Source organism: Sphaerochaeta sp. PS, assembly GCF_032144095.1.
In the GTDB taxonomy this organism is placed as follows: Bacteria; Spirochaetota; Spirochaetia; order Sphaerochaetales; family Sphaerochaetaceae; genus Sphaerochaeta.
In genome coordinates this window covers 177,231-191,970 of sequence record NZ_JAVSNJ010000001.1, presented here as the reverse complement: position 1 = coordinate 191,970, position 14,740 = coordinate 177,231, and the positions used below count along the sequence as shown (strand labels likewise).

Genomic DNA, 14,740 nt, shown 5'->3' with positions numbered 1-14,740 from the left:
CCCTACACCTTTCTTCACAACGCCATCATTTGTCATTTCTGATGGCAATTAAGCGCTGCAGGATTACGAATATGCATAACAGAGCTGCAACTGTCACCTTAGTCCACCAAGCATTCAGGTTAAGCAGGGTCACAATGGTTTGGATGGTCCCCTGGATCATGACCCCAAAAGCCGTTCCCACCACACTCCCAACACCTCCGGAAAGCATGGTCCCACCAATGACTGCCGAGGAAATGGCATCCAGTTCCAGACCGAGATTTTGCAGTCCATAGCCTGCCAAGGTATAGAAACTGAAGAGGACCCCACCTAAGGATGCACAGAACCCACTGATGGCATAGACGAGGATCTTGACCTTACGTACAGGCAGGCCCATGAGCCTGGCACTCTGCTCGCTTCCCCCGATAGCGTACACACAGCGTCCAAACTTGGAATACCTGAGGATGTAGAGGGCTATAAGGACAACAGCGATGGCCACAAACCCGTAGAGGTAGATATTCACCTTCCCATAGGAATGGATGCTCCCAAACGTGATTTTGGCCTGTGCAACCTTCGAGTAGAACCCATTCTCAATGGGGATTGACTCCTTGCTTACCACAGAACACATCCCTCGCAGAAAAAAGAGTCCTGCAAGCGTTACGATAAACGACTGTAGCTTGAACTTCTCTATCAAGAATCCCATAAGGGCCCCAAAGGAAAAACCAATGGCCAGCACTACAGGGATGACCAACCACGCAGGCCAAAGCAGTCGAAGCAGAAATGCAGAAAAAACTGCGGAAAATGCCAATGTCGAAGCTACGGAGATATCAATGTTGCCCGTAATAAGGACAAACATGATACCTACAGAGGCTATGAGCAGATATGCGTTGTCATTGAGCAAATTGAAGAACACCGGCAAGTACTTGAAACGGTTCGAACGCATGGGGCCGATGACCATGACCGAAGCGAACAGAAGGACAAACAGGCCTAAGGTAATGAACAAAGAGAGATTCTTGCTTATAAGATTCCTCTTTCTTGTATGGGTCATGCTACGACCTCCTGTTTCTTGATTTTAGCCCTGAATGCCGAGATACTCTGCTGGAATACAGGCGACTGTGCCAGGCATATTGCGATGACTACGACTGCCTTCACTACCAAATTGACCTCAGGAGCTATACCCAGACTTAGAATCGAGGTGGTTATGCTTTGGATTATCAAGGCACCTACCAAACTGGAAAGCAGGGAGAACCGACCTCCTGAAAGGGAAGAACCCCCAATGGCAACGGCAAGGATTGCATCCAACTCAATCATCAAGCCTGCATTATTCGCATCGGCCCCCTTGATGCCGGCACTCTCGATGAGGCCTGCAACTGCGGCAAGGGTTCCACAGAGAATGTAGATGAAGAACTTTATCCTGGCACTATTGATGCCTGAATACCGACTTGCCTCCCCGTTACATCCCACACTCTCCACATAGAGACCGAATGCAGTCTTGCGGACAACAAGAAGAACCAGCAGGCTCAAGGCAACAACGATATACACAGGAAAGGGAAGCCCTAGGATGTACCCTCCATTGATAAAATAGAACGGTGGGGAGTTTATGGTCACGATCCTTCCCTTACAGATCAGCTGGGCGATACCACGTCCCGCCACCAGAAGGATCATGGTTGCCACGATGGGCTGCATCTGGATACGGGAGACAAGGAACCCATTCCAGGAACCACAGAGCACCCCTGCAAAGATGGCAGCGGCAATAGCAAAGACAACACTCCCATTCGCAAAGGGGAATAACGATCCTTCTATGATGGTACAGGCTACAGCTCCTGAGATGGCCATTACAGAGCCTACCGAGATATCGGTACCTCCAGTCGCTAGGACCATAGTCATGCCCAATGCAAGGAGCATCAGTTTACTTCCATTGCGGAAGATGTCGATGATCCTTCCATAGAGATGGCCGTCGACTATCTGAAGCCGAAAAAAACTCCCTCCCGATATCAGGCCATTGAGGGCCAATATCCCAAGAAAGATTACCAAGGGCCAGAATATCTGTGTCTTTGTTAGTTTCCTTACAATGCTCTTCATTGCAGACCTCCGGCAATACACTCCATAATCGCAGCCTCAGTTATCTCACTGCCTACGAGCTCTCCAACCTGTTGCTTGTCTCGCATGATCGTCATGCGGTTACAGCACCTGAGCATCTCGTCAATCTCCGAGGAGATAAAAACCAGGGCCATCCCTCCGTCGGCGAGGGATATCACCATCTTTTGGATCTCTGCCTTGGTACCCACATCGATGCCCCGGGTAGGTTCATCCAGGATCAACAAGGAAGGGTTGGTAGCCAGCCATCTTGCGAGAATTACCTTCTGTTGGTTCCCTCCTGAAAGATTCTTGATCAACTGGTCTGTCCCTGGTGTCTTGATCTGCAACCGCTCAATATACTCCCGGGCAATTGCATCTGCCTCGGCATGGGAGATACTCTTGCATATCCCCCGCTTTGCCTGGAGAGCAAGGATGATATTTTCCCGTATGGAAAGATCCCCTACGATTCCATCGCTCTTCCGGTCCTCAGGGCAGAAGGCTATTCCTCGACGGATGGCGTCCAAGGTCTGTTTCATATGGACTGGCTTGCCGCCAATCTCAAGCTTCCCTCCAGTCAGGGGATCGGCTGCAAAAAGCATCCGGGCTGTCTCGCTTCTTCCAGACCCAAGCAAGCCTCCAAAACCCATGACCTCCCCTTTCTGCAAGGAGAGGGAGACACCCTTGATGCCATCACTACTTGCATCCTTCAGTTCCAGCACGATTTCCCTATCCTTTTTCTGCTGTTGGAACTGGACTGGCCTCCCATCAATTTCCGAGTATTCCTTGCCGATCATCTTTCCAACCAGCTGAATGCGCGAAAGGGAGGCTGTAGGATAGGTTCCCACATATTCTCCGTTACGCAGGACGGTGATGGAGTCAGAGATCCCGTAGACCTGGTCAAGGAAATGAGTCACAAAGATGATGCCCATCCCACGGTCCTTGAGCATGCGCATGATCTTGAAGAGCTCCTGCACCTCCAAAGCAGACAGGCTCGAGGTTGGCTCATCCAGGATGAGGACCTTCGCAGAGATGTCCACAGCTCGCGCAATGGCTACCATCTGCTGTATGGCTACAGAGTAGAGAGAGAGCTTTTGGGTGACATCGATATCCAAGTTGAACATATTCAGCAGAGTTCCTGATTTTTCATAAGAGCGCTCCCAGTCGATGAGCCCATGCTTTTTCATCTCCCTTCCGATAAAGATGTTTTCCGCCACCGATAGGTTTGGACAGAGATTGACCTCCTGATACACCGTACTGATACCCAGGTTCTGTGCCTCTTGGGGTGTTCGGGGATCGATGGGGTTCCCTTCCAGAAGGATGGTTCCTTCATCACGGTGCTCAACACCGGTAAGCACTTTGATCAAGGTCGACTTTCCTGCCCCATTCTCACCCAACAATGCATGGATCTCACCAGAATGGAGGGTGAAAGGAACATCACTGAGGGCTCTGACACCTGGAAATCGTTTGGAGATATGCTGCATTTCTATGAGTATCTGGTCCATGGATCCTCCAAAAAAGCCGCCCTGATCATTGCAGAGCGGCCGAATTCACGCTTCTGACCTTACGTCAGACTTTTCTTAGTAGAGACGGGTAGGAAGGTCTGCTGCTGCAGTTTCCTGGCGATAGACATCTTCGTTGGACTTGATCCACTTGGGAATGGATTTTCCAGCCTTGAGATCGGCTGCTGCCTGGAAGAACTGTGGTCCGAGAAGCGGGTTACACTCAACGGTGACGTTGGCTTCGCCAGCTACCATGGCTTCAAAGAGACCCTTGACACCATCAACCGATACAGTCTTGATCTGTGTTCCGCTCTTCTTGCCTGCTTCCTTGATGGCTTCGATGGCACCAAGCATCATATCGTCGTTGTCAGCATAGGCCCCATCAATCTGGGGGTAGCTCTTGAGGAACGATTCCATAACTTCCTTACCCTTCGAACGGGTAAAATCTCCACTCTGGCGGGCGATAATGGTGATGCCGGGAGCCTTGGCGATTTCCTCGAGGAAACCCTTCTGGCGATCGATTGCAGCAGAGGCACCTACGGTTCCCTCCAGCATGACAACATTACCCTTGCCATTGAGCAGGCGGATCATCTCCTTCGCTGCTTTCTGCCCTTCATCAACGAAATCAGAACCAATGAAGGATGCATAGAGATCGTCAGAGACATTAGCCATGCGGTCAACAAAGATTACAGGGATCTCGGCTTCTTTGGCTTCCTTGAGAACAGTCTCCCAACCAGTCTCTACAACAGGAGCAAGACCAATTACGTCAACACCCATCTGGATAAATGATCGTACTGCCTTGATCTGGTTTTCTTGCTTTTGCTGGGCATCGGCAAAATGCAGCTGTATGGTATCAATGTTCTGCGCTGCATAGAAGGTAATGGAGGTGGTTTCAGCCCCTCTCCATCCTGATTCTTGGCCAATCTGGGCAAAACCGACAACCAATTTCTCGTTTGCAGGTGCCTTTTCACGGGTTCCCTCTGCAAAAACAGAGAAACAGACGAGGCTAAGAATGACTAAAAACACGATCGCTTTTTTCATATGTGACTCCTTTTTTTCAGCGAAATGTACAACACACCGCTGTTCACATAGCAATTCTATCCTAGTTTCAACAGAAGTCTTTACACGGAAAAGGCTAAGTTTTCTATTTTTGTAACATAGGCTGCCAGAAAGCCAAAGGACAAAGCCTCCCGCTTGCAATATGGAAATCTCCAACACACTGGGGTACACTACTGCTATGGAAAATATCTATTTCGGGTCATGCTCATGGAAATACCCTTCCTGGGAAAAGCTTGTCTACTCCAGCAACAGTGTGGAAAACTACCTTGCCGAATATGCCCAGAAATATCGGAGTGTCGAGGTCGACCAGTGGTTCTGGTCCCTGGGAAAGAAAAGTTATGGGCTTCCCAACCGCAACCTGGTGGCAGAGTACAACCAAGCGACACCGCCAGATTTCAGGTTCACCATCAAATGCCCCAATACCCTCACCTCCACCCTCGCCTATCGGGGTGGGGCTGAGCCCAACAGGTTGTTTCTCAATCCAGAGGTCTTCAACAAGTTCCTGGACAGGGTCGAGCCCCTACTGCCAAAGATTGGATTGCTGATGTTCCAGTTCGAATACCTCAACAAGGATAAAATGGCCTCCAAAGAGGCTTTCATGGATAGGCTTGGGGCCTTTTTCTCCAGCCTGCCGAAAGGACTTCCCTATGCAGTGGAAATCCGCAACCCCTGGTGGATCGACACCGCATGGTTCTCGTTCCTCAAAAGCGAACAGGTCGCCCCTGTACTGCTGCAGGGGTATTGGATGGATGATGTCTCCACGATCCTCCAGCGCCACAAGGACGAACTGGGCGATGTGGCATGCATACGCCTCCACGGCGATGACCGGAAGGGAATCGAAAAGGCAACAGGGGAAGACTGGAGCAGGATCGTCACCCCAAGGGATGAAGAGCTGCTCCGTTTCGCACCCCTTGTCGCAAGGATTGCCCAGGAAGGAAAGGTGCTCTACATCAACGTAAACAACCACTACGAGGGGTCCTCTCCCTTGACCATCAGCAAGCTTGAGAAGCTTCTGGGCAGGGAAGAGTAGGAAAATACCCTATAGTCTAGTATTTTACTATGTTTTATGTCTATACTTGTCATGAAAGGCGATATAGCCTTCCTCCAATTTTCAGGACAAGGAGATGCGCCATGAGCGACAACATAGTGGAAATAGTGGAATTTACCGACCCGGTCTGTACCTGGTGTTGGGGAAGTGAGCCAGTCCTACGTGCCCTGAAGGCACGGTATGGGAACCAGCTGGAGATCTCGTTTGTCATGGGCGGGCTGGTTGAGGATATCAGGACCTTCGAGGATGTCGACAACAGCATCGGTGGGGGCCCTACAGAGGTCAACAAACAGATTGCAGGACACTGGCTGGAGGCATCCAGCCACCATGGGATGCCAGTAACAACAGACCCACTTCAGCTATTTTCTGAAGAGGATATCTCCTCCTACCCACAGTGCATCGCCTACAAGGCAGCCCAGTTTGAAAGCCAGACTCTGGCAGACATCTACCTCAGGCGCATACGCGAAGCCACGGCCGTAGAGGCAAGGCAGACCAACCGGCGGGAAGTCCTTCTGGCCCTGGCCAAGGAGGTGGGCCTCGATACTGATAGGTTCCTCACCCATTTCAATGACGGCAGCGCAGAGGCAGCCTTCCAGGAAGATCTTGCACAAACGAGGGCCTATGACGTCCAGCTATTCCCTACCTGGCTCATACGATACAAGGGCAAGCAGACCCTCATGGACAACTACCACAGCGTTGATGATTTTCGCTCTGCAATAGAGCAGCTTTCCCAAGGGGAGGTCAAAGAGACGCACCTGGAGGCAGGTGAAGATGCTCTCATGGAGTTCATCAGAACCTACAGGAACGTAGCCTTGCAAGAGGTCATGCTAGCTTTCGAACTGACCGAACAACAGGCCCTGAATGTGGTGAAAACACTGGAGACGAAAAGGCTTGTCAAGGTACGCCCGGCGGGTAATGGGCTGTTCATCGAAGAGCAGGAGTAGCATCCCCTGTTACGCCTCGCTTACCTCCACGGTAGGCTCTATGCTGACCTCACTCTTCATGGAGTTGGAGATGAGGCAGTACTTCTCCGCCTTTTCCAACAAGAGCAGGGTCCTCTCAACCTTTGACCCATCCTTGATGACTACCTTTGGCTTGATGACGATGTTGGTCATCACCATACCTTCCTCTGTCTTTTCAAGGGTCCCAACAGCCTCAGAGCTGTAGTGGAGAAACTCCAAGCGTGACTTCTCGGCAATGGAGAGGAAGGTGGTCATCAGGCAGACCTCTGCAGAAGCGACGAAGAGATGTTCCGGTGACCAGATCCCTTCATGGCCGTTTGGAAACTGCGGAGGGGTTGCAACCTCGAGCGAGGAGAGTCCCTCCGACGATAGTACGCCCTTTCTCAGTTCAGTGTAGGTAACGGAAGTGGTATAGGTATGGGTATCTGACATGAAGACTCCTTGTTTTGCCCTGTGGCATAGGCATAAGATAGTGAAATGGAGAGGCTATCGGCAAGGGTAGCGATGACCCCGACTCACCAGAGAGTGGTGTAGTGCACTTTCCCTTCGTACCTTCTTTCTGTATGCTAGGCTCAAAACGAGGTACCCAATGATACTAGACCAGATATCCCAGATGCATCGGTATGTCTCCACCCTCCCTGCCCTTCAGCAGGTCCTGGAGATTCTTGAAAGCGGAAAACTTGCTACCCTTCCGTTGGGCAGCTACACTACAGACAAACCCAACCTCCGCTACAATCTGTTTACCTACAAGACGGAGAAACAGGAAGCCTCCGAGTACGAGGTACACAGAAAGGAAGCCGATGTGCAGATCCTTCTCAAGGGGTTTGAACGGATGGACATCGCTTCAACAGCGTCGTTCACCCCAACCACAGTCTATGACCCAACCAAGGATTTCCTCATGGGCAAGGGCGAGAAACAGACATCCTACCATGCAAAAGAGGGAAGCTTTGTGGTCTTTTTCCCCGGAGAGGGCCATGCACCCAACCTGGTGGATGAGAAATCGTGTGATGTGTTGAAGGTTGTCTTCAAGATCCTGATGTAAACAAGGGTTTCCTTTGACGAAAGCACGGCAGAGCCCGTGCTTTTTTGTTTTTATTTCTGTTTCTGTTTTTGTTTTAATTTTTATTTCTGTTTCTGTTTTTTTGTTTTGCTTTTGCTGTATCTTCGTCCTCCCCCTTTCTTGGGTCGTTTCTTTCCCTGTGGGGAGCATTTTCCAGGTTTCCTCAAAAAACTGTTTGACAAAGGGCTAAACCCATGAGAACATAACCTGTAAGACAGCTTTACAGCTTTACAGATTTTCTCTTTGCCGTAGGCATCGGAATCCTCGGTTTTGGCCGAGTCACAATCCTGAACATTGTTTATGCCGATTTTCGGCTTCCAAGGAGGAGAACAATGAAAAAACTTACCGTCGTACTCTTGCTGATCGCCATGGCCCTGCCAATGGCATTCGCACAAGGTGCAGCAGAATCTGCTGCAAAACCCGTGGAACTGGTCTATACCATGACTGCAGTACCCACCGACGCCCATGCCGGGGCCATGAGAGTCTTCAAGGAGACTGTCGAAAAAGCCTCTGGTGGACAGATCAAGGTCCTCACCTATGACTCGGCTTCCCTCTTCAAGCAGGAACAGGAAGTCTCTGCCGTCAAGAGCGGACAGGCTGACATCACCGCAACCAGTGCATCCTGGCTTACCGATGGATCCCCTTGGGTCTCCATGTTCACAGCCGGATACATCTTCAAGACCTACGAGCACATGACCTCAGTACTCAATGGTCCCATCGGAGCTGAAGTATTCGAACGCATCGCCAAAGAACAGGGCATCAGGCCCCTCGGTGCCGAATACCTGGGAACCCGCCAGCTCAACCTGGTCCAGGACAAGCCCATCAAGACACCAGCCGACCTCAAGGGTGTCAACCTCAGAATGCCCAACTCCGATTCATGGATCTTCCTTGGAAAGGCCCTTGGCGCAAACCCCACCCCGATCTCCTTCAGTGAGCTCTACATGGCCTTGCAGACCAAGACCGTCGATGGACAGGACAACCCCCTCCCATCTACCAAGAATGCAAAGTTCTATGAAGTCACCAAGTCCATCACCATCACCAACCACCTGGTTGACAGCGTGTGGCCCGCCATCAACGAGAAAAAATGGCAGTCCCTCACTGAGCAGCAGAAAGGCTGGGTCATGGAAGGGGTGAAGGCCGGTATCAAGTATTGTGATGAGACCAACCTCAAGGCAGAGGCAGAGCTGGTGGATTTCTTCAAGCAGGCTGGCCTGAAAATCTACTATGCTGACCTTGATGCCTTCAGCGACCACGTTCTGAAACTCTACCTTGCCAGTGACTATGCAAAGACCTGGGACAAGGCAATGTTCGAGAAGGTCCAGGCAGCTGGAAAATAACGAATGATCCCTATCCGGAGCCTTAGGGGCTCCGGATGTTCTTGTATTAACAGCTACGGAGGTTACCCCTTGAAAAAAATAGCTCTGTTCCTGAGAGATGTCATGGAAATCTACATTCCCATACTCTCTTTTGTCTTGTTGTTCACCGCCTTCATCCTGCAAGTGTTTTTCCGCTATGTGATCAACCACCCACTTACCTGGACACAAGATGTCATTGTTATTGGTTTCTGTTGGACCGTAATCCTCGGAGCCTGCTACACCATGCGCCGGAAAGGGCATGTCCAGTTTTCCATGCTCTATGAAGCCTACAGCCCCAAAGTGGCTGCGTGGGCAAGGATGTTGGGAAATCTGTTGATCGTCGTCACCTTTGCCCTCATGATCGTACCTTCCTTCAAGTACGCGTTTTTCCTTGGGTTCCAGAAGACACCTGTACTGAGGGTCTCCTATACCTGGATATTCCTTCCCTTTACCTACTTTGTCGTCTCCATCATCGGATACACCATTGCCCCTATTGTAGAGGACTGGAAGGTGATCAGAGGCATTCTCAAAGATAGTCACGACCATCTGGTTGACCCGATTCTCGGGGAGGTACACAAGGTATGAGCTTTCCACTACTGATAACCCTCATCGTTTTTATCCTGATATTCCTGCTTAGGATGCCTATCGCAATAGGGATGCTTTCTGCCGCAGCATGCTACTTCCTGGTAAAGGGAGGAGACCTGAGCCTGATTGTAAACCAGGTTATGAACACCTACTACACCAACTATGTCATCATCGCAGTGCCCCTGTTCATCTTCACCGCAAACGTCATGAACTCAGGCAAGGTCACCGACATGATCTTCAAGTTCGCCGGCGGCCTCTGCGGCAGGATGCGAGGCTCCCTAGGCCATGTGAACATCCTCGCCTCCCTGATCTTCTCAGGCATGACAGGCTCGGCCATTGCCGATGCCGCAGGCCTTGGCAAGATAGAGATAGCAGCGATGAAAGATGATGGCTACGATGCCGAGTTTGCCTGCGCGATCACCGCCGCATCGGCTACCATCGGGCCCATCTTCCCCCCTTCCATACCCCTGGTGATCTATGCCATGCTGAGCAGCACCTCCGTAGGGGCCCTCTTCATGGGTGGGATGATCCCAGCCATCCTCTTGGCCCTCTTCTTGATGATCTACGTTGCCATCGTCTCCAAGAAACGAAACTACCCCAGGGGGGAGAGGATCGTATGGAAGACCTTCCTGCGCTTCACCTTCAGCGCCCTGCCCGCCTTGATGACCCCGGTCATCCTCCTGGTGGGAATCTACACAGGGGTCATGACCCCGACAGAAGCCGGAGCCATAGCCGGTCTCTATGCCATCCTTGTATCGGTCTTTGCCTATAGGGCAATGGGCATACAGGACCTCATTGAAGTGGTGAAAACCTCCATCAAGGACATTGGGGCAACCAGTATCATGATCGGGGCAGCCGCTGTCATCAGCTACATCGTTGCAAGGGAACAGCTTGCAGCCAACATCGGCAACTGGATCCTCAGCTTCACTGCAAGCAAGTACACCTTCCTCTTCCTGGTGAACATAGTCATCCTTATCTTGGGTATGTTCATGGACACCTCCACCATCCAGCTGGTCTTTGTCCCCATCATGATCCCTGTAGCCAGTGCCTTGGGGATCGACATGGTCCACTTTGGCCTGGTTGTTACCTTCAATATGATGGTAGGGCTCTCTACCCCACCGTTTGGCATGCTCCTGTTCATAACCTCCGGCATATCCGGAACCCCCTTGAAAGGCATCATGCGCGAGATCATCTGGCCCATCATTGTCATGTTGATTGTCCTGGTAATCATCACCTACATCCCCGAAGTCACCCTTTTCCTACCAAAGGCAACCGGGCTTATCGTATAAGGAGTCCTATCCATGAAAAAAATCTATAACGGCTGTTGGCCGACTATGATCACCCCATTTACCGAAGAGAACAAGGTTGACTTCAAGGCAGTATCTGCCCTGGTCGACTGGTATGTAGAGCGTGGCTGCGATGGCATCTTCGCCGTTTGCCAATCCAGCGAGATGTTCTTCCTCTCCGAGCAGGAGAAGCTTGACATAGCCAAGGCTGTTGTCGAGGCCTCTGATGGTCGGGTGAAGGTCATCGCCTCTGGACATACCGCCGACGGCCACCACCAGCAGATCCAGCAGCTAGGTGCGATGGCAGAGACAGGCATCGATGCCGTAGTTCTGGTGGCCAACCGCATGGCAAAGCAGGAAGAAGGCGAGACGGTCTTCACAGCCAATGCAGAGGACATCTTTGCCCAGCTTCCCTCTGTCACCTTTGGCCTCTACGAGTGCCCCTACCCGTATTTGCGTCTGCTCTCTGACGAGTTTCTCGCCTCCTGTGCAAAACGGGGGAAGCTGGTCTTCCTCAAGGACGTGTCCTGCAGCCTGGAGATCGAGAAACGCCGTGTCGAGCTGGTGAAGGGAACTGACCTGGCCCTGTTCAACGCCAATACCTCCACCTTGCTGGACTCCCTCATTGCAGGCTACCACGGCTACAACGGGGTGATGGCGAACTTCCACATCGACATCTACAAATGGATGTACACCCATTACAAAACCCAGCCTGAGCTTGCCAGGGAGGTCAGTGACTTCCTTACTATTGCAGGGATAACTGAGGCACGTTCGTATCCTGTCAATGCAAAATACCACTGCGACCTGACAGGAGTCCCGATGAGCCTGACCACCCGGTCGAAGAGTGTGAGCCTGCTCAACGAGAACGGCATCCATGAGATCGAAAGCCTCATCAGGCTGGAGAGTGCCATGAGAAAGCGCCTGGGGCTCAACCTATGAACAAGGCGAAGGCCCTGCTCAAGGCAATGCACGAGGGAGGCTGCAAGGTCATCGGTGGCCATGTATTCTTCACCGACCCTTCCATTACAGAAGCCATGGCCGTCTACGGCTATGACTTCATCTGGATCGACGCAGAGCATGGCCCCTTCGACAAGCACAACCTGCAGATGCATGTGATGGCTGCCAATGCCGGAGGCTCTGCAGCCTTTGTACGGGTTACGGAAAACAATCCTGCCGTCATCAAGCCTGTCCTGGAGATGGGGATCGACGGGATCATCATCCCGATGGTCCTCACCGCAGAAGAGGCATCGGATGCCATCAAGGCCTGCCTCTACCCCCCTTCGGGTATCAGGGGATTCGGGCCCAGAAGGGCCATCGGGTACAACCAGATCCCCATCGGGACCTACCTGCAGGAAGCGGAATCTTCCTTCCTCCGCATTGTCCAGATCGAGCATAGCAAGGCTGTCGAGAACATTGAGGCCATTTTGGCGGTACCAGGCCTTGATGCCATCATCATCGGCCCCAACGACCTTTCCGCCTCGATCGGGCTTTTGGGAAACAGCATGCAACCCCAGGTGCTAGCCTTGGGAAAGAGGATCATCCTCTCTGCAAAGAAGGCAGGTATCCCGGTAGGGGTGTCGATCGGGCCGGACGAGAGGGCGATCAGGACCTGGATCGATATGGGCCTGGATTTTATCAGTGTAGGGGATGACATCTCCTTCCTGCAGCAAGGGGCAAACCGGACCCTCTCGCTGGTACAAGCATTGGTGTAGCACTTTTCCGGTATTTGCAGTATTGTAGGCCAGTTTCATGCAACAAGTAGGAGTCCACGGTGAAGATTGCTGACATTTCCCTCTCACGAACAAACTTAAGCCAGCAAGTTGCCGACCACCTGGAGGAGGTTATCCTCTCCTCCCCCACCTCCAGGGTTTCAGAAAAGCTGCCCTCCGAGATGGCACTTGCAAAACAGTACAATGTAAGCAGGCCCATCATCAGGGAAGCGATGAAACTGCTCCAGGAGCGTGGCCTGCTGACCCTCAAGAACGGATCGGGAGCCTATGTGACACGGCCTGAGACGGACACGGTGATGAATGCGGTAAGCCGCATCATGCAGGTCGACAACATCAGTGCAGAAGAGCTTACCCAGATGCGGGGGATCCTGGAACTTTCCTCCGTTGACCTTGCAGTCCAATACATCACCGACGAACAGGTGGAGGAGATGCGCGAGATCCTTTCCAGTTTTGCTGATACATCCCTGCCGCTAAAGCAGAGGGTATCCCTTGATGAAGCCTTCCATATTGCCATTGCAAAAGCCGGGAAGAACAACCTTCTGGTAATGTTCATCACCGTACTGACCTCACTTCTACGCGAATATATGGGCAAGGGCATCCTGGTTGATGGTGGCGTGGAAGATGCCATCAAACGACACTGGGAAATCTTCTATGCCCTGGAAAAGCGTGATGCAAAAGCTGCCCACAAGGCAATGGTCGACCACCTGAGGGTCTCCAGCGAGAATGTGATGGAGTTTGACAAACAGGGTATCCACCCTTCAAGGAAGGCAGAAAAAAGGAGCTAGCAGCCGCTGGCTCTTTTTTTCGTGCCCAGGAAGCCCTGATCCACCCATCCGCATCCTAAGGATGTAGATACAAGCAACATAGTTTCGATTGTTGTTGACCTTACCGTTACGGTAAGGTGTATAGATGTACACAGGAGGCAGCAGATGGAATATACCATTGGAGCCCTTGCAGAAATTGCAGGCATCACGACCAGGACCCTACGCCACTATGAGGGGATGGGCCTGCTCAAGAGCCTGAAAACCAACAGTTCAGGCTATCGCATCTATGGGGATGCAGAGGTAGACCGTCTTCAGCAGATCCTCTTCTACCGCGAGCTGGGTTTTGACCTGAAGGGTATCAAGGCAATACTCGACAATCCAGAATTCGACCGTCTGCACGCCTTGGAATCGCACAGGAGAGCACTGATGGAAAAACAAAGGGAAATCGGAACACTTATACAGACAGTCGAAAAGAGCATCCAGGCATGCAAAAAAAACAGACCCATGAAAGAGCGCGACAAGTTTGAGGGGTTCAAGCGGGAGCTGGTCAGAAAGAATGAAAAGACCTACGGACAGGAGGTACGAAACTCCTTTGGGGAGGAGGAGCTTTTCAAGGCCAATGCAAAGATGCTGAACATGAGTGAGGCAGACTATGCAGAGTTTGATGCCCTTGCCAAGGAAATCCTGGAGAAGCTCAAACAGGCAGAGGCTGCAAAGGACCCCTCATCGGGCCTTGCCCAGGAAGTGGCAAGATTGCACAAGCAGTGGCTACTCCATACCTGGACCACCTACAGCCCAGAGGCCCATGCAAACCTCGCCCAGACCTATGTCGATGACCCAAGGTTTGCAGCCTACTACCAGGGTAGGGCGGCCTTTCTCAGGGATGCCATCCAAATCTTCACCAAGAAGCGTGTAAGCCCTACGGCGTAGCATCTTCTCCTGCCTTCGGTTTCTGTTTCTTCCTTCCCTTTTCTCCCACCCCTCTTGCATTCTCCTCAAGCCTGAAGAGAATGATCCTTCTGACCAAATCCAAGGGAAGAGGCCTGTCCATGGGAAACTGGATGGCACCCTTGGAGGTATGGTAGGGGAGAAGCTCTTCAGAAAAGCGATCGATTGCGTCCGGTAGGGGATAGAGGCCGATGTGGGCCTTGAATGCAGCAAAATATATGAGGTCCCCCTTGTATAGGAAGGTGGGCATCGCATACTTGATCGTCTCATCCACAGCCGGTACCAACTCATGGACAAGGAGGCGCAGAGCCTTCAGCCGGCTCTGCTGCTCCTCTGGAAACTGTGCGATATACCTATCGATCCTTGGATCCCTGGTATTCATTGTTCAC

General features: G+C 51.8%; 16 protein-coding genes. 10 read left to right on the top strand and 6 right to left on the bottom strand.

The features are described from left to right. Window positions 1-25: 25 nt before the first annotated feature. The 4 genes from ROJ03_RS00985 to ROJ03_RS00970 form a co-directional block, all read right to left on the bottom strand. Window positions 26-1,024 carry an ABC transporter permease subunit gene (locus ROJ03_RS00985; protein ID WP_313725114.1) on the bottom strand — a complete coding sequence of 333 codons (999 nt, stop codon included), beginning with the start codon at window positions 1,022-1,024 and terminating at the stop codon, window positions 26-28. Beyond that, the gene (locus ROJ03_RS00980) at window positions 1,021-2,058 is read right to left on the bottom strand and encodes an ABC transporter permease (RefSeq protein WP_313725113.1); all 1,038 of its coding nucleotides are present in this window, start codon (window positions 2,056-2,058) and stop codon (window positions 1,021-1,023) included. Before ROJ03_RS00980 ends, ROJ03_RS00985 begins: the two co-directional genes overlap by 4 nt. Next, window positions 2,055-3,557, bottom strand: a complete 1,503-nt coding sequence (locus tag ROJ03_RS00975; RefSeq protein ID WP_313725112.1) for a sugar ABC transporter ATP-binding protein — start codon at window positions 3,555-3,557, stop codon at window positions 2,055-2,057. The genes ROJ03_RS00980 and ROJ03_RS00975 overlap by 4 nt, the downstream gene beginning before the upstream one ends. Before the next feature lie 75 nt (window positions 3,558-3,632). Beyond that, window positions 3,633-4,595, bottom strand: coding sequence for an ABC transporter substrate-binding protein (locus tag ROJ03_RS00970; RefSeq protein WP_313725111.1), 963 nt, complete (start codon window positions 4,593-4,595; stop codon window positions 3,633-3,635). 196 nt (window positions 4,596-4,791) lie between these two features. On the opposite strand from ROJ03_RS00970, the gene ROJ03_RS00965 reads away from it, so the two are divergent. Both ROJ03_RS00965 and ROJ03_RS00960 read left to right on the top strand, forming a co-directional pair. Beyond that, window positions 4,792-5,643, top strand: coding sequence for a DUF72 domain-containing protein (locus ROJ03_RS00965; RefSeq protein WP_313725110.1), 852 nt, complete (start codon window positions 4,792-4,794; stop codon window positions 5,641-5,643). A gap of 101 nt (window positions 5,644-5,744) precedes the next feature. Further along, complete coding sequence (locus tag ROJ03_RS00960; protein ID WP_313725109.1) at window positions 5,745-6,605, top strand: DsbA family protein; 861 nt, start codon at window positions 5,745-5,747, stop codon at window positions 6,603-6,605. 9 nt (window positions 6,606-6,614) lie between these two features. Here ROJ03_RS00960 and ROJ03_RS00955 read toward each other — a convergent pair whose 3' ends face one another. Further along, on the bottom strand, window positions 6,615-7,055 hold the full coding sequence (locus tag ROJ03_RS00955; protein WP_313725108.1) for an OsmC family protein: 441 nt from the start codon (window positions 7,053-7,055) through the stop codon (window positions 6,615-6,617). A 157-nt stretch (window positions 7,056-7,212) separates the two neighbouring features. Between ROJ03_RS00955 and ROJ03_RS00950 the strand changes: the two genes are divergently transcribed. From ROJ03_RS00950 to ROJ03_RS00915, 8 genes are all read left to right on the top strand, one after another. Next, window positions 7,213-7,665 (top strand): YhcH/YjgK/YiaL family protein, encoded by a 453-nt coding sequence (locus ROJ03_RS00950; protein ID WP_313725107.1) that lies wholly within the window; start codon window positions 7,213-7,215, stop codon window positions 7,663-7,665. Between the two features lie 350 nt (window positions 7,666-8,015). Then, window positions 8,016-9,020 (top strand): sialic acid TRAP transporter substrate-binding protein SiaP, encoded by a 1,005-nt coding sequence (locus ROJ03_RS00945; RefSeq protein ID WP_313725106.1) that lies wholly within the window; start codon window positions 8,016-8,018, stop codon window positions 9,018-9,020. Between the two features lie 69 nt (window positions 9,021-9,089). Further along, on the top strand, window positions 9,090-9,623 hold the full coding sequence (locus ROJ03_RS00940) for a TRAP transporter small permease (RefSeq protein ID WP_313725105.1): 534 nt from the start codon (window positions 9,090-9,092) through the stop codon (window positions 9,621-9,623). Further along, on the top strand, window positions 9,620-10,912 hold the full coding sequence (locus tag ROJ03_RS00935) for a TRAP transporter large permease (RefSeq protein ID WP_313725104.1): 1,293 nt from the start codon (window positions 9,620-9,622) through the stop codon (window positions 10,910-10,912). The genes ROJ03_RS00940 and ROJ03_RS00935 overlap by 4 nt, the downstream gene beginning before the upstream one ends. 12 nt (window positions 10,913-10,924) lie before the next feature. Then, complete coding sequence (locus ROJ03_RS00930) at window positions 10,925-11,848, top strand: dihydrodipicolinate synthase family protein (protein ID WP_313725103.1); 924 nt, start codon at window positions 10,925-10,927, stop codon at window positions 11,846-11,848. After that, window positions 11,845-12,621 carry an HpcH/HpaI aldolase family protein gene (locus tag ROJ03_RS00925; protein ID WP_313725102.1) on the top strand — a complete coding sequence of 259 codons (777 nt, stop codon included), beginning with the start codon at window positions 11,845-11,847 and terminating at the stop codon, window positions 12,619-12,621. Before ROJ03_RS00930 ends, ROJ03_RS00925 begins: the two co-directional genes overlap by 4 nt. A gap of 59 nt (window positions 12,622-12,680) precedes the next feature. Further along, window positions 12,681-13,424 (top strand): FCD domain-containing protein, encoded by a 744-nt coding sequence (locus ROJ03_RS00920; RefSeq protein ID WP_313725101.1) that lies wholly within the window; start codon window positions 12,681-12,683, stop codon window positions 13,422-13,424. Between the two features lie 144 nt (window positions 13,425-13,568). Then, window positions 13,569-14,333 carry a MerR family transcriptional regulator gene (locus ROJ03_RS00915; protein WP_313725100.1) on the top strand — a complete coding sequence of 255 codons (765 nt, stop codon included), beginning with the start codon at window positions 13,569-13,571 and terminating at the stop codon, window positions 14,331-14,333. On the opposite strand, the gene ROJ03_RS00910 is transcribed toward ROJ03_RS00915, so the two are convergent. Then, on the bottom strand, window positions 14,323-14,733 hold the full coding sequence (locus ROJ03_RS00910) for a DUF1801 domain-containing protein (RefSeq protein WP_313725099.1): 411 nt from the start codon (window positions 14,731-14,733) through the stop codon (window positions 14,323-14,325). The genes ROJ03_RS00915 and ROJ03_RS00910 overlap by 11 nt on opposite strands. Between the last annotated feature and the right edge of the window lie 7 nt (window positions 14,734-14,740).

Bases quoted from the DNA above. Each gene is read 5' to 3' on its own strand.
- ROJ03_RS00985 (WP_313725114.1), bottom strand. From the start codon at position 1,024: ATGACCCATACAAGAAAGAGGAATCTTATAAGCAAGAATCTCTCTTTG.
- ROJ03_RS00915 (WP_313725100.1), top strand. From the start codon at position 13,569: ATGGAATATACCATTGGAGCCCTTGCAGAAATTGCAGGCATCACGACC.
- ROJ03_RS00950 (WP_313725107.1), top strand. From the start codon at position 7,213: ATGATACTAGACCAGATATCCCAGATGCATCGGTATGTCTCCACCCTC.
- ROJ03_RS00925 (WP_313725102.1), top strand. From the start codon at position 11,845: ATGAACAAGGCGAAGGCCCTGCTCAAGGCAATGCACGAGGGAGGCTGC.
- ROJ03_RS00980 (WP_313725113.1), bottom strand. From the start codon at position 2,058: ATGAAGAGCATTGTAAGGAAACTAACAAAGACACAGATATTCTGGCCC.
- ROJ03_RS00965 (WP_313725110.1), top strand. From the start codon at position 4,792: ATGGAAAATATCTATTTCGGGTCATGCTCATGGAAATACCCTTCCTGG.
- ROJ03_RS00945 (WP_313725106.1), top strand. From the start codon at position 8,016: ATGAAAAAACTTACCGTCGTACTCTTGCTGATCGCCATGGCCCTGCCA.
- ROJ03_RS00935 (WP_313725104.1), top strand. From the start codon at position 9,620: ATGAGCTTTCCACTACTGATAACCCTCATCGTTTTTATCCTGATATTC.
- ROJ03_RS00955 (WP_313725108.1), bottom strand. From the start codon at position 7,055: ATGTCAGATACCCATACCTATACCACTTCCGTTACCTACACTGAACTG.
- ROJ03_RS00970 (WP_313725111.1), bottom strand. From the start codon at position 4,595: ATGAAAAAAGCGATCGTGTTTTTAGTCATTCTTAGCCTCGTCTGTTTC.
- ROJ03_RS00910 (WP_313725099.1), bottom strand. From the start codon at position 14,733: ATGAATACCAGGGATCCAAGGATCGATAGGTATATCGCACAGTTTCCA.
- ROJ03_RS00960 (WP_313725109.1), top strand. From the start codon at position 5,745: ATGAGCGACAACATAGTGGAAATAGTGGAATTTACCGACCCGGTCTGT.
- ROJ03_RS00975 (WP_313725112.1), bottom strand. From the start codon at position 3,557: ATGGACCAGATACTCATAGAAATGCAGCATATCTCCAAACGATTTCCA.
- ROJ03_RS00930 (WP_313725103.1), top strand. From the start codon at position 10,925: ATGAAAAAAATCTATAACGGCTGTTGGCCGACTATGATCACCCCATTT.